Raw genomic sequence first — 16,393 nt, 5'->3', positions numbered from 1 at the left:
ACGGATCAGATCCGGTGCAGCTCCCACAGGCGCCACACGCCGCTGTTGGAGCCAAGGTGCTGGATGCCCGCGATGTCGGGGGCGCTCAGGGTGATCCGCTTGTCCTGCCAGATCGGGACGATCGAGGCGGCCTCGCTGGCGCGGTCGTCGATGTCGCGGAACGCGTCCGCCGCGCGGGCCCGGTCCGGCTCTGCCTGCGTCTGGTTGATCAGCTCGCCGATCGCGTCGCTGGTGTAGCCGGTGTTGAGGCCGTCACCCGGGCCGACGAGCTGGTCGGCGAACGTGGCCGGGTCCGGGTAGTCGGCGCGCCAGCCGATGATGTAGGCGTCGTAGGGCTGCGGGCCGTAGATGGCCGGCACGAACTCCGACCACGGGTAGTGCGTGATCTCGACCTCGAACAGGCCGTCCGCCTCAAGCTGCCGTTCGATCAGCTCGGCCTCGGCGTGGTTGGCGGCGCCGCGCGAGTACGCCAGGTCGAACTGCACCGGCAGCTCGTGCCCCGCGGCCTCAAGCTCGTCGCGGAGCGCGTCGGGGGACGCGTCGATGTACCGGTCGTAGTAGGGCGTGCTGTGCCCGGTGAAGCCCACGGGGATCAGCGAGTACAGCGCCTCGACGGTGTTCTCCTGGACCCTGCGGGTGATGGCCTCGCGGTCGAGCACCGCCGCCGCGGCCTGGCGCAGCGCCTGGTCGTGCATCGGCGCGTCCTCGCGGGTGTTGAAGCCGAGGACGCGGATGGAGGCGCCCGTCGACTCGGTGAACCGGTAGTCGCGCGCGGTCTGGCTCAGCTCCGCCATGACCTCGGGCGGCATCTTGCCGTCGTTGACGTCGATCTCGCCGCTCTCCCACGCGCGGGCGAGCATCTCCTCGGCCGAGGCGTCCTCGGTCTCGGTGAAGTACTCGACGCGGATCGGGTACTCGGAGACCTCGGCGACGCCGTCGTAGTCCGGGTTCGGCGCCAGCTCGGCGTACTGGTCGGGCTCGAAGTCGGTGAGGACGTAGGGCCCCGAGCCGTCGACCTCGCCGTCGGTGCGGGGTTCGAGCTCCTCGTAGTTCTCGCGGTCGACGATCGCGCCCGCGGTGCTCGCCACGATGAAGGGGAACGTGGCGTCCGACTTGTTCAACTCGAAGATGATGTCCTGGCCGTCGACGCGCACGGTGTCGAGCGTCGCCAGGAGGCTGACCGGCCCGGCGAAGGAGAACTTCTCCTCCTCCGGGATGCTGTCGTCGGCGTCCTCGCGCTCGGCCCGGTCGGCCATGGCGAGGATGCGGTCGAAGGAGAACTTGACGTCCTCGGGGACGATCTCGCGCCCGTTGCTGAACGTCAGGCCCTCGCGCAGCTCGCAGCGGTACACCGTCAGCTGGTTGTCGGTGAACGCGCACGACTCGGCCGCGTCCGGAACGGGCTGCTCCTGGCCGGGCTCGTAGGTGAGCAACGACTGGTACAGGTTGCTCATCAGGGCGGAGGCCCCCGCGTCGAACGCACCGCCCGGGTCGAGCATCGAGGGCGTCGCGGTGCTTCCCACCACGATCGGCTCCTGCTCGTCGCCGTCCGACCGGAAGAACATCCAGCCACCGATCGCGCCGATGGCCAAAACCAGGGCAAGCCCGATACCTATGGCTCCCTTGGCCCGAGTCCGTCGCACTCCCCGCGCCTCTCTTCGGAAGAACTCATGCGGGCACAGCCAACCACAGGGGTATGACCGTCGCAGCAGGCAGGGGGCAACGGACGGGCCACAACTCGGGCCGTGACCGGTCCGTCACACCTCGGGGACGACGCCGGGCACATCAATGTGGAACTCGACTTCCACGGGCCGCCCGTCCAGCCGCACCGCCACGCTCTGGCTGCCCAGTTGGGGCGAGAACGCGGCCAGCAAGTATTCTCCGTGCGTGGGCGCGATGACGGTGAAGCCGCCGTCGTCCGCGCTGCGCGTCTTCACCAGGTGCCGCCCCCCGGCCGCTCCGGAAAGCGTCACCACTGCCCGCGGCAGCGCGACTCCCAGGGAGTCGCGCACCATGCCCCGGATGATGAGGGCCTCCGCCCCGGTCTCGTCCGCCATGTCCCGCTCCTCCGCGACCGCGTCTCTGTGTCCGTCACGCTGTCAGTTTGTTCCCTGGTCGTTATGCAAGACACCAGCGTGGCGCGAATAGTTGACTCGGAGGAGAGCTTGAGACGAAAACTGGACAATCACATGTTTCGTCCGGTCGGTGCTCAGGCCTGCCCTGAGGCCAGCCGGACGACGGTGATGTCCGGGTCGGCGCCGATGCGGACCGGCGGTCCCCAGGCGCCGGCTCCCCGCGTGACGTAGAGCTGGGTGTCCCCGTAGCGTTCGAGACCGGCGAGCGTCGGGTTGGCCAGCCCGGCGATGTAGGTGGCCGGCCACATCTGCCCGCCGTGCGTGTGCCCCGACAGCTGGAGGTCGACCCCGTGGTCCACCGCCCGGTGGATCTGCACCGGCTGGTGCGCCATGAGCACGGTGGCCCGCCGCGCGTCCCGGTCGCCCAGCGCCGCCGCGTAGTCGGGCCCGCCGAACTCGGTGCCCTCGCCGTCCGCGTCGTTCACCCCGGCCAGGTCGAAGTGGGCCAGCTCGTCCCTGGCGTTCACCAGCGGGCGCAGGCCCAGCTCGGCCACGTGCTCCACCCAGGCGTGCGGGCCGACGCGGTACTCGTGGTTGCCCGTGACGTAGTAGGCGCCGTCGCGCGCCCGCAGCTCGCGCAGCGGGGCAGCGGCCGTCCGCAGGTCGTCCACCTCCGCGTCGACCAGGTCGCCGACAACGGCGATCAGGTCGGGCTGCGTGGCGTTCACCGCGTCGACCACGCGCCGGCAGTGGGACCGGCCCGCGATCGGGCCCAGGTGGATGTCGCTGACCACGGCGATGCGGTAGCCGTGGCCCGCGCGCGGCAGCTTGGCCAGCGGAACGGTGACGTGCTTCGTCGTCAGGTCCCGCGCCGCGCGGGTGCCGTAGCCGAGCAGCCCCGCGGTCACGACGCCCGCGCCGACCGCTATGCCGCGCGAGAGCACGAGACGGCGCTCGGGCAGCGCCCGTTCCGGCTCGCCGGCCCCCTCGGCCCCCGCCCCCGTCCCCGCCCCGGCCCCGGCCGGGCGGCCGGCCCCGGCGGCGGGGCCGGCGTCCGCGGCCCGCGCCCCCGCGACCGGAACGCCCCCGGCGCCCGCGGGCTCCGGCGCGCGCTCCGGCTCCCGCTCCGGCGCGGGGGCGGGCGCCGGGCCCGGGACCCGGGCGGCGGAACGGTCGGCGGCCCGCCGGAAGCGGCGCAGCAGGACGAAGCGGACGATCTCGGATACCAGCAGGGTCAGCGTGAGGTACAGCAGCGCCGCGTACCAGTAGAACCCGGGCCAGCCGATGACCTGCTGCACCCCGAACGGCACCCCGAACTCCCCGCCCGAGACGGCCAGGACGGCCAGCACGGGCATGAGCACGAGCACGCAGGCGCCGATCCGCCGGTACGCGCCGCCCGGCTTCGAGACGTCCCGTACGAGGCGGCGGTACAGGTACCAGTGGACCACCGCCACGAGCAGCAGCATGGTGATGACGGCGGCGATGGCCATGAGCGTCCTCTCTCGTCGGTCCCTGCCAGTATGTGGGGCCCGTCCCCCGGATGCCCGGGGCCCTCACCGGTTTGGGCCGTTCCCCCGGTCCACTTCCGCGGCGGCAACGGTAGGTTCACGGTGTGCCGTTCAATCGCTCGTCTTCTTTTCGGACGCCCGTTCGCGCCCTGGTGGTGTCGATAGTCGCCTCCGCACTCCTCACCCCCGCGCTCGTCGCGCACGCCGAGGACCCGCGGACCTCCCCCGTCATCGGCGGTGAACTGCTCGGAAGGCCGGGCACCCAGGCCCGCACCGGCGGTGACGTGCCCCCCGTTCCCGAAGACCTGACCGCGGAGTCGTGGCTCGTGGCCGACGCCGAGACCGGCGAGGTGCTCGGTGCCCACGACGCCCACGAGCGCCTGCCCCCGGCCAGCACGCTGAAGATGCTGTTCGCCGACACCCTGCTGCCGAAGTTCGGCCGGGAGGAGGTCTACCGGGCCGAGCCCGAGCACTTCACCGACCTCGGGCCCGGCAGCAGCGCCGTCGGCATCGCCGACCACCACACGTACACCGTCGAGGACCTGTGGCACGGCGTCTTCCTCGCCTCGGGCAACGACGCGGTGTACGCGCTGACCGCCATGAACGGCGGCAAGGAGGCGACCGTCGCCGAGATGAACGCCCGCGCCGAGGAGTTGCAGGCCGCCGACACCCACGTGGTGAACCCGGACGGCTACGACGCCAGGGGCCAGCTCTCCTCCGCCTACGACCTGACCCTGATCGCCCGCTCCGGGCTCCAGAACGCCGACTTCCGCGCCTACGCCGCCACCCCGGACGCCGAGTTCCCCGGCGAGGGCGAGGGCGGGGACCGCGAGACCTACGAGGTCCAGAACACCAACCGGCTGCTGGTCGGTGCCCCAGGACTCGACCGCTACCAGGGCATCGCCGGGGTCAAGAACGGCTACACGAGCGCCGCGGGCTACACGTTCACCGGCGTCGCGGAACGGGACGGCCGGGTGCTGCTCGTCACCGTCATGGATCCCGACAGCGGCGACAGCCTGGCCGTCTACCGCGAGAGCGCCGCGCTGCTCGACTGGGGCTTCGCGGCGGCCGACGGCATCGAGCCGGTCGGCGAGCTGGTGCCGCCGCTGAGCGCGCTGCCGGAAGGCGCCGCGGACGGCGGCGGCCGGGCGGGCGGCGAGGAGCCCGAGGGCTCGGCCGCGGGCACGGGCGACGGCAAGAACGCGGGCGGCGTCGCGCTCCAGGGCGCGGCCGGCGGGGACGGCGCCGGCGCCGGGCCCGCGGTGGTCGCGTTCACGGCGGCGGGGATCGCCGTTCTCGCGGCGGCGGCGTGGCTGTTCCACCGCCGCCATCCGCTGCCGCTTCCGGCCCGGGCTCCGCGTCCATCGCGTCCGCCCGGGGGCGCTCCGCCGGAGTGAGGGCGGTGGCCGTCCAGGCGCAGCACACCAGCAGCAGCTTGGCCATCAGGTTGATCCAGACCAGGAGCGCGACCGGCACGCCGAAGGCGCCGTACACGTTCCTGGTCGCCACCTCGGTCAGGTAGCCGCCGAGCAGCTGCTTCAGCAGCTCGAAGCCGACGGCGCCCATCGCGCACGCCACGAGGGTGTCGGCGCGCGGCGGGCGCACGCCGGGCAGCCACACCAGCAGGTAGGTCAGCAGGAAGAACGTGACGACCATCGCCAGCAGGTAGGCGGCCAGCTGGAACGGCCACGCCGTGCCGGTGCGCGCCGACGCCCAGTGCACCGCGCTCATGCCGAGCGCGGAGACGCCGAGCGAGACCAGCGTGACCCCGCCGAGCCCGGCGAGCACGCCCACGTCGCGCAGTCGGCGCACGACGATGTTGTCCTCGGGGTCCGCCAGGTCCCACAGCTCCCGCAGGCAGCTGCGCAGGGCGTCCACCCACGCGGCGCCCGTGGGCAGCACCAGGGCGAGCGAGACGACGCCGATGGTGCCCGCGTGCTCGAAGAGGGACCCGAGGTCGAGCTGGTCCGAGATGCCGGGCACCTGGTCGGACGCCCACTCCTCGATGTCGCGCAGCTGCCCGTCGGTCAGCAGGGCGGCGCCGGTCGCGGCGGCGAGCCCGAGGAGGGGGAAGAGGGTGACGAAGCTGGTGAACGTGATCGCCGCGGCGAGCCGCGTCCACTTCCGTTCGTCGAGGTGTTCGTACACGTGCCAGGCACGGCTGCGCAGGAACCAGGCCACCGCGGGCCCGATCCCCGGCAGCCGGGTCAGTCTGTCCAAAGCGCCGCTCACGCTGGAACCGGGTGCCCGCTGCGGCCGGAATGACACCCCGCGTCCCGGAAGGCGCGGGCGCCGGGCCGCGCGCGCTCACGCCGGGCCGCGCGCCGCGGGGCGCCCGAGCGGGCGCCGCTACGCGGCCTCCGAGGCCCGGCCGGCCGCGGAGGACGCGGGCCGCCGCTGCCGCGGGCACGGCGCGAACCGGAACTCGCGGCGAGGCGTCCACGCGCCGTCGGCGCCCTGCTCGTACAGCGAGAACCCGGTGACGGTCCACGCCGCCTCGTACGCGGCGAGCTCCGCCTGCGCCGCGTCCATCGCGTCCTCGCCGATCCCGTGCGCGACGGTCACGTGCGGGTGGTAGGGGAACGGCAGCTCGCGCGCCAGCGGCCCGCCCGCCGCGCGGACGCGCTCCTGGAGCCAGCCGCAGGCGGAACCGCCCTCGACCACCTGCACGAACACGACGGGCGACAGCGGGCGGAAGGTGCCCGTGCCGTACAGCCGCATCCGGAACGGGCGCGCCGCCGCGGCGATGCCCGTCAGGTGCTCCTCGACGGCCGGCCGCGCCGCGGCCTCGACCTCGGTCGGCGGCAGCAGGGTGACGTGCGTGGGGATGCCGGCCGCGGCGGCGTCCCCGAAGCCGAGGCGGCAGCGTTGCAGGCGGCTGCCGTGCGGCTCCGGGACCGCGATCGACACGCCGAGCGTGACGGTCCCCGCCAATTCCCTCTCCTGTCGGTGCTCTCCGTGCGGTGTGCTGCGCCGGGTGCCGCTCAGCCCCGGCCCACGGGCAGGAAGCCCACCTTCCCGTAGACGTCGGCCAGCGTCGCCGTGGCGACCGCCCTCGCCTTCTCCGCGCCCAGGGCCAGGACCCGGTCGAGCTCCGCCGGGTCCTTCAGGAACTCCTCGGTGCGGGCGCGGAAGGGGGCGACCCACTCGGCGAAGACGTCCGCCAGCTCCGTCTTGAGCGCGCCGTACAGCCGGCCGGCGAACTTCTCCTCCAGCTCCGCGACACCTATGCCGGTGAGCGCGGAGTAGATCACCAGCAGGTTGCTGACGCCCGGCTTGCCCTCCGGGTCGTACCTGACCTCGGTGCCGGTGTCGGTGACCGCGCTGCGGAACTTCTTGCCCGACGCCTTCGGCTCGTCCATCAGCCACACGATGCCCCGGGGCGAGGACGCCGACTTGCTCATCTTGACCGCCGGGTCCTGGAGGTCGTAGATCTTCGCCCCCTCCTTGCGGATGCTGGGCGCGGGCACGGTGAACGTGTCGCCGAGCCGCGCGTTGAACCGCGCGGCCACGTCCCTGGTCAGCTCGACGTGCTGCCGCTGGTCCTCGCCGACGGGCACCTCGTCCGCCTGGTACAGCAGGATGTCGGCGGCCTGGAGCACCGGGTAGGTGAACAGCCCGACGGTGGTGCCCTCGGTGCCCTGCTTGGCCGACTTGTCCTTGAACTGCGTCATGCGCGCGGCCTCGCCGAAGCCCGTGAAACCGTTGAGCACCCAGGCCAGCTGCGCGTGCTCGGGCACGTGGCTCTGCACGAACAGCGTGCACCGCTCCGGGTCCAGGCCCGCGCCGAGGAGCTGGGCCGCCGCCAGGCGCGTGGCCTCGCGCAGCGCCCGCGGGTCCTGCGGAATGGTGATGGCGTGCAAATCCACGACCGCGAAGAAGGCGTCGTGCGACTCCTGGAGGGCCACCCACTGCCGCACCGCGCCCAGGTAGTTGCCCAGGTGGAAGGAGCCGGCGGTGGGCTGGATTCCGGAGAGTACGCGGGAACGTCGCAAGGCCATGCCGCCATTGTCTCAGGTCGCCGGCGGCCCGTACCCCGCCCGGCCCGCGGCCGGGACGGGCCGCCGGGTATCTTGATGACGAGATAGTGGACGCGATAGTAAGAGCGAGACAGGAAGCAGGAACCGGCGGGGAGGCCGGCCGCCACGGGCGGCGCCCGCGCCCGCCGCCCACCCGTCCGCTCCAGGGCGGACGGGCTGGGGATAATCTGGCCGCGAAGCGGCCGTCATTGACCCGGAAGGCCCCACATGCCCCGCACACCCGTCAACGTCACCGTCACCGGCGCGGCCGGCCAGATCGGCTACGCGCTGCTCTTCCGCATCGCCTCCGGGCATCTGCTCGGCCCGGACACCCCCGTGCGCCTGCGGCTGCTCGAAATCACCCCGGCCCTGTCCGCCGCCGAGGGCACCGCCATGGAGCTGGACGACTGCGCGTTCCCGCTGCTGTCCGGCATCGACATCAGCGACGACCCGAACGTCGCGTTCGACGGCGCCAACGTCGCGCTCCTCGTCGGCGCCCGCCCCCGCACCAAGGGCATGGAGCGCGGCGACCTGCTTGAGGCCAACGGCGGCATCTTCAAGCCGCAGGGCAAGGCCATCAACGACCACGCCGCCGACGACGTGAAGGTCCTCGTCGTGGGCAACCCGGCCAACACCAACGCGCTGATCGCGCGCGCCGCGGCGCCCGACGTGCCGGCCGAGCGGTTCACCGCCATGACGCGCCTGGACCACAACCGCGCGCTCTCCCAGCTCTCCAAGAAGACCGGGGTCCCGGTCTCCGAGATCCGGCGGCTGACCATCTGGGGCAACCACTCGGCGACCCAGTACCCGGACATCTTCCACGCCGAGGTCGCGGGCAAGAACGCCGCCGAGGCCGTCGCCGACGAGCAGTGGCTCGCGAACGAGTTCATCCCCACCGTCGCCAAGCGCGGCGCGGCCATCATCGAGGCGCGCGGCGCCTCCTCCGCGGCCTCCGCCGCGAACGCCGCGATCGACCACGTCCACACCTGGGTCAACGGCACCCCGGACGGCGACTGGACCTCCATGGCCGTGCCGTCGGACGGCTCCTACGGCGTGCCCGAGGGCCTCATCTCGTCGTTCCCCGTCACCACCGCGGGCGGCGAGTACCGCATCGTGCAGGGCCTGGACGTGAACGAGTTCTCGCGCACCCGCATCGACGCCTCCGTCACGGAGCTGACCGAGGAGCGCGAAGCGGTTCGCACGCTCGGCCTGATCTGAAACACTGACGGCGTACCGACACAGCCCTGTGGCCCCCGCACGCGTTGTCGGGGCCACAGTGCGTCGGCCCTCCGCCCGCGCCGCAGGTTCTCGCAGAATCGTCGAAGGAACCCCGCCCATGCCCACACGTCATCCGCTGCTCGCCGGCCTTGGCGTCCTCAGCCTGGTCGCCACGAGTGCGTGCGACCTGGGCACCGGGGCGGTGGGCGGGGACGAGGGGCCGGTCGTGCGCATCTCCATGCCGCACTGGCCCGGCGGCCAGGCGAACGTCGCGGTGGCCGCGTACGTGCTGGAGAACGAGCTGGGCGTGTCGGTGGAGCGGGTCGAGTCGGACCAGCGCGAGGCGTGGGAGGCACTGGGCGGCGGCGCGATCCACGCGATCCTTGAGGACTGGGGCGCCCTGCCCGACCGCACCGAGCTGTATGTCGCGCACAAGGGCCGCGTGGTGGACGCGGGCCCGCTCGGCATCACCGGGCACGTCGGCTGGTACATACCCGGCGCGTTCGCCGACGCGCACCCCGAGGCCACGGACTGGCACCACCTGGACGAGTACACCGACCGGCTGGGCGGCCGGATAGTCCAGGGCGACCCGCAGTTCGCCACCCACGACGAGACGATCATCTCCGACCTCGGCCTCGACCTGCGGCCCGCCCCGGCCGGCAGCGAGGAGGCCCTGATCGAGGAGATACACCGGGCCGGGCGGGGCGGCGCGCCGGTGCTCGCGTACTTCTGGGAGCCGCACTGGCTGGCCGCCGAGGTCGAGCTGGCCGAGGTCGACCTGCCCGGCTACTACCCCCGCGTCGAACTGCGCAAGTACCTCAACGCCGACTTCGCGGCCGAGGGCGGCGAGGCCGCCGAGTTCCTCCGCCGCTTCTCCTGGGACGCCGAGGACCAGAACGAGGTCGCCCGGCTCATCGCGGCCGAGGGGCTGACCCCGACCGCGGCGGCCGAGCGCTGGGTCACCGACCACCCCGACCGGGTCGCGGCCTGGCTGGCGGAGGACTGAGCCCTTCCCCGTGAGTAGGGCGGTCGGCCGCCGACGCGGACGCCGAGAACAGCGCCGAACCAGCAGGCCGGGACGTCATGCGTGGCGGCGTGGCGGAGATGCGCGAGCGTGGCCGGGAGACGGCCGACGAACACCAGCCGGTGCTTCGCCCCGGCGGCAAACCGCCCCTCACCAGGTCGACCGACGTCCCGGGCAGCAGACCGAGTCCGGCGCGGTCCCCGGGGACCGTCCTCGTCGGCCGGTCCGGACTGGCCGAGCTGGTCGCGGATGGCGTCCGCGGCGGGCCGGTCCTTGCGGCCCGCGCGGCCTCGCGCAGGGCGAGGACGAGCCGTACGAGGCTGTCGAGGCAGCGACCGTACGTCGGAACTAGACGGTGCCGTCGCCCTCGTAGGCGTGCCCGCGCTCGATGAGGCCGCGCACCATCGGGACCGTCTCGGTGATATGCCCGGTGGCGCGGGGCTCGTACGCCGGCGGCAGGCGACCGAGGGCCTCGTAGGCGTTGAGACGTCTCCTCGGGCTCAGGCAGGAGCGCGAGCGGCCTTGACGAAGGCCCGGATCAGTTCCGCGTCTTTGACCCCTCGGACACTTTCGATCCCACTGGACACGTCCACCCCCCAGGGCCTGGTGGTCTCGACCGCCTCGGCCACGTTGTCCGGTGTGAGGCCGCCGGCCAGGAGCCACTGGCCGCCGGGGGAGCGGAAGGCTTCTCGGGTCCAGTCCCACGGGACCCCGGCGCCTGGCGTGGGCGCGTCGATGAGCAGAATGTCTTCGCCCATGTGCCCGCACCGCGGGACAGGCTCACGGTACGACGCTCCTCGAATGAGCGTCCACGACCCGTCCCTGAGCGCGGCGAAGTGCTCTTGCCCCTCATTGCCATGAAGCTGCACCGCACCGAATCCGGTGATGTCGGCCAGGGAGCGGATGTGATCCACTCGCTGATCGCGGAAGACTCCGACGGTCATCACACCCGGCGGAACGCGCTCGATGAGCCGCATGGCCGCGGCGGCGTCCACGCGCCGCGGGCTGTCGGCGAACATGAAGCCGATGGCGTCGGCACCGACCTCGACAGCCGTGTCCACGTCTTCTTCGGTCTTGAGCCCGCAGAGCTTGATGAACAGATGATTGCGCATAGAGCCACCTCAACGGATCTGTCTGCTCCGCGGGCCTCTTCCGAGGCGGGTGCGTGAGCGGCGAGGGTCGCGGTCAGCGACTGGCGAGGGCCAGCTGAACGCCCAGCCCGACGAAGGCAACGGCGAAGGTCCGGCGCATCCATGCCAGTACCTTCGGACGAGTGATGACGTGGTCCCGTACGGCTGCGGCGAAGGCACCGTAGATCACGAACACCACGAACGTCATGATCATGAAAGCAGCCGAGAGCACGAGCATGTGCGGCAGCGAATTGCCGCTGTCAGCCGGAACGAACTGAGGCAGGAACGCCAGGAAGAACATGGACAGCTTCGGGTTCAGGAAGTTGAGCAGAACCGCAGTCCATATGACTCGGACGACCGACCTCTCCTCCGCCTGGCTCCCGCCCTCGGTCTCGATCTTCATCGCCCCCTTCTCGCGCAGGGTCTGCCAGGCGAGGAAGAGCAAGTAGATGACACCGGCCCACTTGAAGCTCTCGAACGCCAGCGCGCTGGTATGGAGGATGGCGGCAAGTCCAGCGATCGCCGCGGCCAGATGCGGAACGATACCGAGAGTGCAGCCGAAGGCGGCCACAACTGACATGCGGAACCCGCGCGTCAGACCGGTGCCGACGGTGTACACCGCGCCGGTTCCCGGGGAAACCACGATGATGAATGCGGTGATGAGAAACTCAACGCTCATGAACGGCTGCTCCCTTGGTGATCCGTCCAACCGCTGCTTCAGTGACGGCAACTACTGTGCCAGGAGCGCTCGCGTCGCGGACTCGACATCGGGAACTCGTGCCAGACTCTCCCCTACGAGGAACGCCGTGATGCCGGCGGCTGCCATGCGTTCGAGGTCTTGCGGAGTGCGCAACCCGCTCTCGCCGACGATGATCTTGCCCTCGGGGACCTGCGGGGCGAGATTCTCCGCCGTCGCCAGACTGGTCTCCATGGTCTTGAGGTCGCGGTTGTTGATCCCGATCAGTCGGGACCGCAGCTGGGCCGCCCGTTCCAGTTCCTCGCTGTCGTGCACTTCGACCAGGACGTCCATACCGAACTCTCGCGCGGCATCCTCGATGGCGAGGGCGGTGTCATCATCGACGGTGGACAGCATCAGCAGGATCGCGTCCGCTCCCCAAACCCTGGATTCGACCACCTGGTAGGGATCGAGCATGAAGTCCTTGCGGAGCAGAGGCAGTCCGACTGTCGCCCGGACGATGTCCAAGTGGTCCAGGCCACCGTCGAACGAAGGACCATCGGTGAGTACGGATACGCAGGTGGCGCCCCCCGCCTCGTAGGCGCGGGCAAGCTCCGCCGGGTCGAAGTCCGGGCGGATCATGCCCTTGGACGGGCTCTTCTTCTTCACCTCGGCGATCAGCGCGTACTCGTCCTGCTGCTGCCGTTGTTCGATGGCGGTCAGGAAGCCTCTGGGAGGCGCCATGCTCGCGGCTCGCTCTCGCAGAGCCACCAGTGGCCGCTGCCTTTTGGCTTCGGTGATCTCCTCACGCTTGTACGCAGTGATACGAGTCAGCAGATCGCTCATGAGACGTCCTCGGTGACCTTGGCGTTGGATGCTGCGATCAAGGCGGACAGACGTTCCCCTGCCCGTCCGGAATCGATGGACCCGGCTGCCAGGGCGACGCCCTGCCTGAGGTCGGTGACGTGGGACGCCGCGAGCAGCGCGGCGGCAGCGTTCAGCACCGCGATGTCCCGGTACGGCCCCTGGGCCCGATCGAGAACCGCCCGCAACGATGCGGCGTTGTGGGCAGGCGTCCCTCCCCGCAGTTCCTCGGGGCGGGCCGTGCGGATGCCCACCTCGCCGGGTGTGATCTCGAAGGTCTTCACCACGCCGTCCACCAATTCCGCGACGTACGTGGGACCGGTGGTGGTGACCTCGTCGAGGCCGTCCGAGCCGTGCACCACCAGCGCGTGTGTGGATCCCAGTTCGCCCAGCACCCGGGCAAGGGGCTCGACCCAGTGCCGGGAGTAGACGCCGACCAGGTGATGCCGGACCCCGGCGGGGTTGAGCAGCGGACCGAGGATGTTGAACACGGTGCGAGTGGCGAGTTCGACACGCGTGGGCGCCACATGCTGGAGGGCGGGATGGTGGTTCGGCGCGTGCATGAAGCCGATGCCCGCCGCGGAGAGGCAGTGCTCGACCTCTGCCGACGAGAGATCGGTCCGCACGCCGAGGGCTCCCAGCACGTCGGTCGCGCCGGAACGGGAGGACAGCGCGCGATTTCCGTGCTTGGCCACGGGGACGTCCGCACCGGCGACGATGAGCGCGGCGCATGTGGAGATGTTGTACGAGCCGGAGGCGTCGCCCCCCGTGCCCACGATGTCGACCGCGCCCAGGGGTGCCTCGACCGTGCGCATTCTGCCGCGCAGGCTGGTCGCCGCGCCTGTGATCTCGTCGACCGTCTCCCCGCGCACGCGCAGGGCCATCAGGAACGCGCCGATCTGGGAAGGGGTTGCCTCACCAGTCGTCATGGCCGTGAAGGCGTCGGCGGCTTCCTGCCGGGTCAGGGGATGTCCGTCGGCTGTCTTGGCGAGGAACTCCTTGAACGTTCCCATCACGCGGTACCTCTCAAGGGCAGGGGCCGGTCCCAGTCAGGTGTGACGTTCTCGCGCCGGTAGGGGGCCTCATCGGTCAGGGCGGTATCGAGGGTGCGAGCGAACAGGTGCCCGCTGTGCACGGCGCCAGCGATGATCCCGGGACCGAGGGCGTCGCCCACCCGCACCACTCGGCGAACGCCTGCCTTCTCGAAGGTGGCGGGTCCGAGTTCTGCCAACTCCTGGTAGAGCGTGTCCCTGGGGATCTGTCCCGTGGACAGGACGACCGCGTCGACGGCCACGGCGGTTTCACGTCGCGTGTAGGTGCAGGCGAGGTAGGCGGTGCCCGGCTCGGTGCGAGCGAGCGCAGTGGAGGTGCGGACCGCGGAGCAGAGTTCGATGATGCGGCGCTGGACGCGCTTCTGCTCGGCCGTGTACTGGGTGAAGGCCGCGACTGTGGGCTCCGGGGTCGCGAACGTGACGTCGCACCCCGCGGCGGCGAGCTGCTCCGCGATGACGCTGGCCATGTAGTAGTGGTCGTCGTCGTAGATCACCACACGGCCGTGGGGGAGCCGGCCGTCCATGATGTCATCCGGCGTGAACACGTCGACGTCACCCAGACCGGGAATCGGCTCGGTGTGGTAGCGCCCGACACCGTCACCACGCCACGTCGCCCCGGTGGCGATGGCCACCAGGGAGCAGCCGGCTTCCAGGACCAGGTCCGCCGTGACGCGGTTGCCGGGCAGGAGCTGCACGTTCCTCATGCGCTTGAGCTGTTCGAGGCGCCAGTCGCGCACACGGCCGTACGTCGCGAGGCCGGGCAGCCGGGCCTCGCGGGTGACCCGTCCTCCGAGTTCACGGCTCTCTTCGCAGAGAATCACGTCATAGCCGCGCTGGCCCAGCCCCCGAGCGGCCTCCAGTCCGGCGGGACCGCCACCGACGACAAGCACGGTGTCGTCGGTGTCCTTGGGCGGGATGGTCTCGGGATGCCAGCCGCGACGCCATTCCTCGCCCATCGTGGGGTTCTGCGTGCAGCGGATGGGGGCGCCGAGAGAGTCGAAGGCCAGGCAGATGTTGCAGCCGATGCACTCTCGGATGTCGTCGAAACGGCCCTGTTCGATCTTGGAAGGGAGGAAGGGGTCGGCAATCGAGGGGCGGGCGGCCCCGATCAGGTCCAAGGTGCCGGACCTGAGCATGGCGACCATGGTGTCGGGCGAGGTGAAGCGCCCCACACCGACCACGGGCTTCGTGGTGGCCTGCTTGGCGCGCTTGACGTACTTCTCCTGCCAGCCCTCTGATTCGAACCGGGCCGTCGCCCCGTCGTACGCCATGTTGGAGATGTTGATGTCCCACAAGTCGGGCAGTTCACCGAGGAGTTCGATGACCTCGTAGCCCTCGCCGTCCGCGGTGATCCCACGGGGGCCCATCATTTCGTCGATGCAGAAACGGACCGCCACGGCGCAGGTGTCGCCGATGGCTTCCTTCGTGTCCTCGATCAGCTCACGCAGCAGGCGGGCGCGGTTCTCCAAGCTGCCGCCGTATTCGTCGGTGCGCTTGTTCCTGCTGGGTGAAAGGAAATTGATGGGCAACGTCATGCTGTGCCCGGCATAGATGTAGACGATATCGAAGCCGGCACGCTTGGCGTTGAGCGCGGCCTCGCGGTGCCACCGGCGAAAGGCCTTGATGTCGTTCTTGTCCATAGCGCGGGCGGTGCCGGGAAGAAGACCGCGGGTGGCCTCCGCGCTGGGGGCGATCGGCACGGCACGGGATTCCAGGTTGGCCACATGTCCGCCGTTGTGGGCCAGCTCCACGCCGGCCAACGCGCCGTGCTCGTGGATCTGGTAGCTGGCCCGCGCCAGCGTCGGGATGTCCTGGGCGTCCCAGAGGCGCAGTTCGCGCTGGTGCTGGCCCGAGTAGTGGATGTCGCACTGTTCGGTGCACACCACTCCCCAACCGCCCTCGGCCTTTATACCGCGCATAGCCGCCATGGGGGACGGATGGGCTCGGCCCATGCCGTTGCAGTGGGGCACCTGATAGAAGCGGTTCTTGCTGGTGACAGGGCCTATTTGAAGCGGCTCGAAAAGGATATCGAAGCGAGAGGGGCGAGACAATACAGGTCTTCCCTTCATCGTGATCACGCGAGAAGCCGTGTTGGATTTCCTACTGGGCGGCCGGCGGATAGACCCGGTTACCGAAGATCGCGGATCCTACACGCACGCTGGTCGCGCCGTGCGCGACGGCCGCGGCGTAATCACTGCTCATTCCCATCGACAACTCACTGAGCCCGTTGCGTGCGGCTATCTTCGCGAGCAGGTCGAAGTGCTGCTCGGATGACTGCCCCGCCGGGGGTATACACATGAGTCCGGTGACGTTCAACTGGTAGAGGTTGCGGCAGGCTGAAATGAACTCGTCGGCTTCTGCGGGGAGGACGCCGGACTTCTGCCGTTCTTCTCCCGTGTTGACCTGCACGTACACCACCGGCTGACGCCCCTGGTTCTCACACTGACGGGACAGCGCCTTGGCGAGGGAATGACGGTCCAGGGAGTGAATGACATCGAACAGGGCTACGGCCTCACGCGCCTTGTTGGATTGCAGCGGCCCGATGAGGTGGAGTTCGGTGTGCGGATACTCGTCCTTGAGGCCGGGCCATTTGGCCTTCGCCTCCTGCACGTAGTTCTCACCGAACACCGTCTGGTCACACCCGATGGCCTCTCGCACGGTATCCGCGTCGAAGGTCTTGCAGGCGGCGATCAGCCGTACGCCTTCGGCCTTGCGCCCCGCCCGTGCGGCGGCAGCAGCGATCTGCCCGCGTACGCGGGCAAGGCCGTTCGCTATGCCGGAGTGGTCTGGCGTGCTCACGAAGTTCTCCTCGTCCGGTGTGCTGCCC

At 70.7% G+C, this 16,393-nt stretch carries 14 protein-coding genes and 1 pseudogene; 3 read left to right on the top strand and 12 right to left on the bottom strand.

Going from position 1 to position 16,393, the window contains the following annotated elements:
• Positions 1-5 precede the first annotated feature (5 nt).
• The 3 genes from LC193_RS19600 to LC193_RS19590 form a co-directional block, all read right to left on the bottom strand.
• Positions 6-1,643, bottom strand: a complete 1,638-nt coding sequence (locus tag LC193_RS19600) for an ABC transporter substrate-binding protein (protein ID WP_226075966.1) — start codon at positions 1,641-1,643, stop codon at positions 6-8.
• Positions 1,644-1,757: 114 nt separating this feature from the next.
• Positions 1,758-2,057, bottom strand: coding sequence for a carboxypeptidase-like regulatory domain-containing protein (locus LC193_RS19595; RefSeq protein WP_226075965.1), 300 nt, complete (start codon positions 2,055-2,057; stop codon positions 1,758-1,760).
• Positions 2,058-2,209: 152 nt separating this feature from the next.
• Positions 2,210-3,565, bottom strand: a complete 1,356-nt coding sequence (locus tag LC193_RS19590; RefSeq protein ID WP_226075964.1) for a metallophosphoesterase — start codon at positions 3,563-3,565, stop codon at positions 2,210-2,212.
• 122 nt (positions 3,566-3,687) lie between these two features.
• Between LC193_RS19590 and LC193_RS29215 the strand changes: the two are divergent.
• A pseudogene (locus LC193_RS29215) lies at positions 3,688-4,524 on the top strand (D-alanyl-D-alanine carboxypeptidase family protein); the annotation flags it as partial.
• Between the two features lie 331 nt (positions 4,525-4,855).
• Here the strand turns inward: LC193_RS29215 and LC193_RS19580 are convergent.
• The 3 genes from LC193_RS19580 to trpS all read right to left on the bottom strand — a co-directional run bounded on the left by LC193_RS19580 (position 4,856) and on the right by trpS (position 7,584).
• A complete protein-coding gene (locus LC193_RS19580; RefSeq protein WP_404819443.1) occupies positions 4,856-5,815 on the bottom strand; it encodes a YihY/virulence factor BrkB family protein in 960 nt (319 codons plus the stop codon).
• A gap of 117 nt (positions 5,816-5,932) precedes the next feature.
• The gene (locus LC193_RS19575; RefSeq protein ID WP_226075962.1) at positions 5,933-6,517 is read right to left on the bottom strand and encodes a 2'-5' RNA ligase family protein; all 585 of its coding nucleotides are present in this window, start codon (positions 6,515-6,517) and stop codon (positions 5,933-5,935) included.
• 50 nt (positions 6,518-6,567) lie between these two features.
• Entirely contained in the window at positions 6,568-7,584 is a 1,017-nt protein-coding gene (trpS, locus tag LC193_RS19570) for a tryptophan--tRNA ligase (protein ID WP_226075961.1), read from the bottom strand.
• Between the two features lie 246 nt (positions 7,585-7,830).
• On the opposite strand from trpS, the gene LC193_RS19565 reads away from it, so the two are divergent.
• Both LC193_RS19565 and LC193_RS19560 read left to right on the top strand, forming a co-directional pair.
• Complete coding sequence (locus tag LC193_RS19565; protein WP_226075959.1) at positions 7,831-8,820, top strand: malate dehydrogenase; 990 nt, start codon at positions 7,831-7,833, stop codon at positions 8,818-8,820.
• Between the two features lie 118 nt (positions 8,821-8,938).
• Positions 8,939-9,826: a glycine betaine ABC transporter substrate-binding protein gene (locus LC193_RS19560; protein WP_226075956.1), complete on the top strand. Its 888-nt coding sequence runs from the start codon at positions 8,939-8,941 to the stop codon at positions 9,824-9,826.
• Between the two features lie 518 nt (positions 9,827-10,344).
• Here the strand turns inward: LC193_RS19560 and LC193_RS19550 are convergent.
• From LC193_RS19550 to LC193_RS19525, 6 genes are all read right to left on the bottom strand, one after another.
• Positions 10,345-10,956 carry a phosphoribosylanthranilate isomerase gene (locus LC193_RS19550; protein ID WP_226075953.1) on the bottom strand — a complete coding sequence of 204 codons (612 nt, stop codon included), beginning with the start codon at positions 10,954-10,956 and terminating at the stop codon, positions 10,345-10,347.
• Positions 10,957-11,029: 73 nt separating this feature from the next.
• Positions 11,030-11,653, bottom strand: coding sequence for a LysE family translocator (locus LC193_RS19545; protein WP_226075950.1), 624 nt, complete (start codon positions 11,651-11,653; stop codon positions 11,030-11,032).
• Between the two features lie 51 nt (positions 11,654-11,704).
• Entirely contained in the window at positions 11,705-12,496 is a 792-nt protein-coding gene (trpC, locus tag LC193_RS19540; RefSeq protein ID WP_226075947.1) for an indole-3-glycerol phosphate synthase TrpC, read from the bottom strand.
• Complete coding sequence (gene trpD, locus LC193_RS19535) at positions 12,493-13,527, bottom strand: anthranilate phosphoribosyltransferase (RefSeq protein ID WP_226075944.1); 1,035 nt, start codon at positions 13,525-13,527, stop codon at positions 12,493-12,495. The genes trpC and trpD overlap by 4 nt, the downstream gene beginning before the upstream one ends.
• Complete coding sequence (locus tag LC193_RS19530) at positions 13,527-15,635, bottom strand: oxidoreductase (protein WP_226078748.1); 2,109 nt, start codon at positions 15,633-15,635, stop codon at positions 13,527-13,529. Before LC193_RS19530 ends, trpD begins: the two co-directional genes overlap by 1 nt.
• Before the next feature lie 31 nt (positions 15,636-15,666).
• Positions 15,667-16,365: a YggS family pyridoxal phosphate-dependent enzyme gene (locus LC193_RS19525; protein ID WP_226075943.1), complete on the bottom strand. Its 699-nt coding sequence runs from the start codon at positions 16,363-16,365 to the stop codon at positions 15,667-15,669.
• Between the last annotated feature and the right edge of the window lie 28 nt (positions 16,366-16,393).

Source organism: Streptomyces marincola, from assembly GCF_020410765.1.
In the GTDB taxonomy this organism is placed as follows: Bacteria; Actinomycetota; Actinomycetes; order Streptomycetales; family Streptomycetaceae; genus Streptomyces; species Streptomyces marincola.
This window is presented reverse-complemented; position numbering and strand designations above follow the sequence as displayed.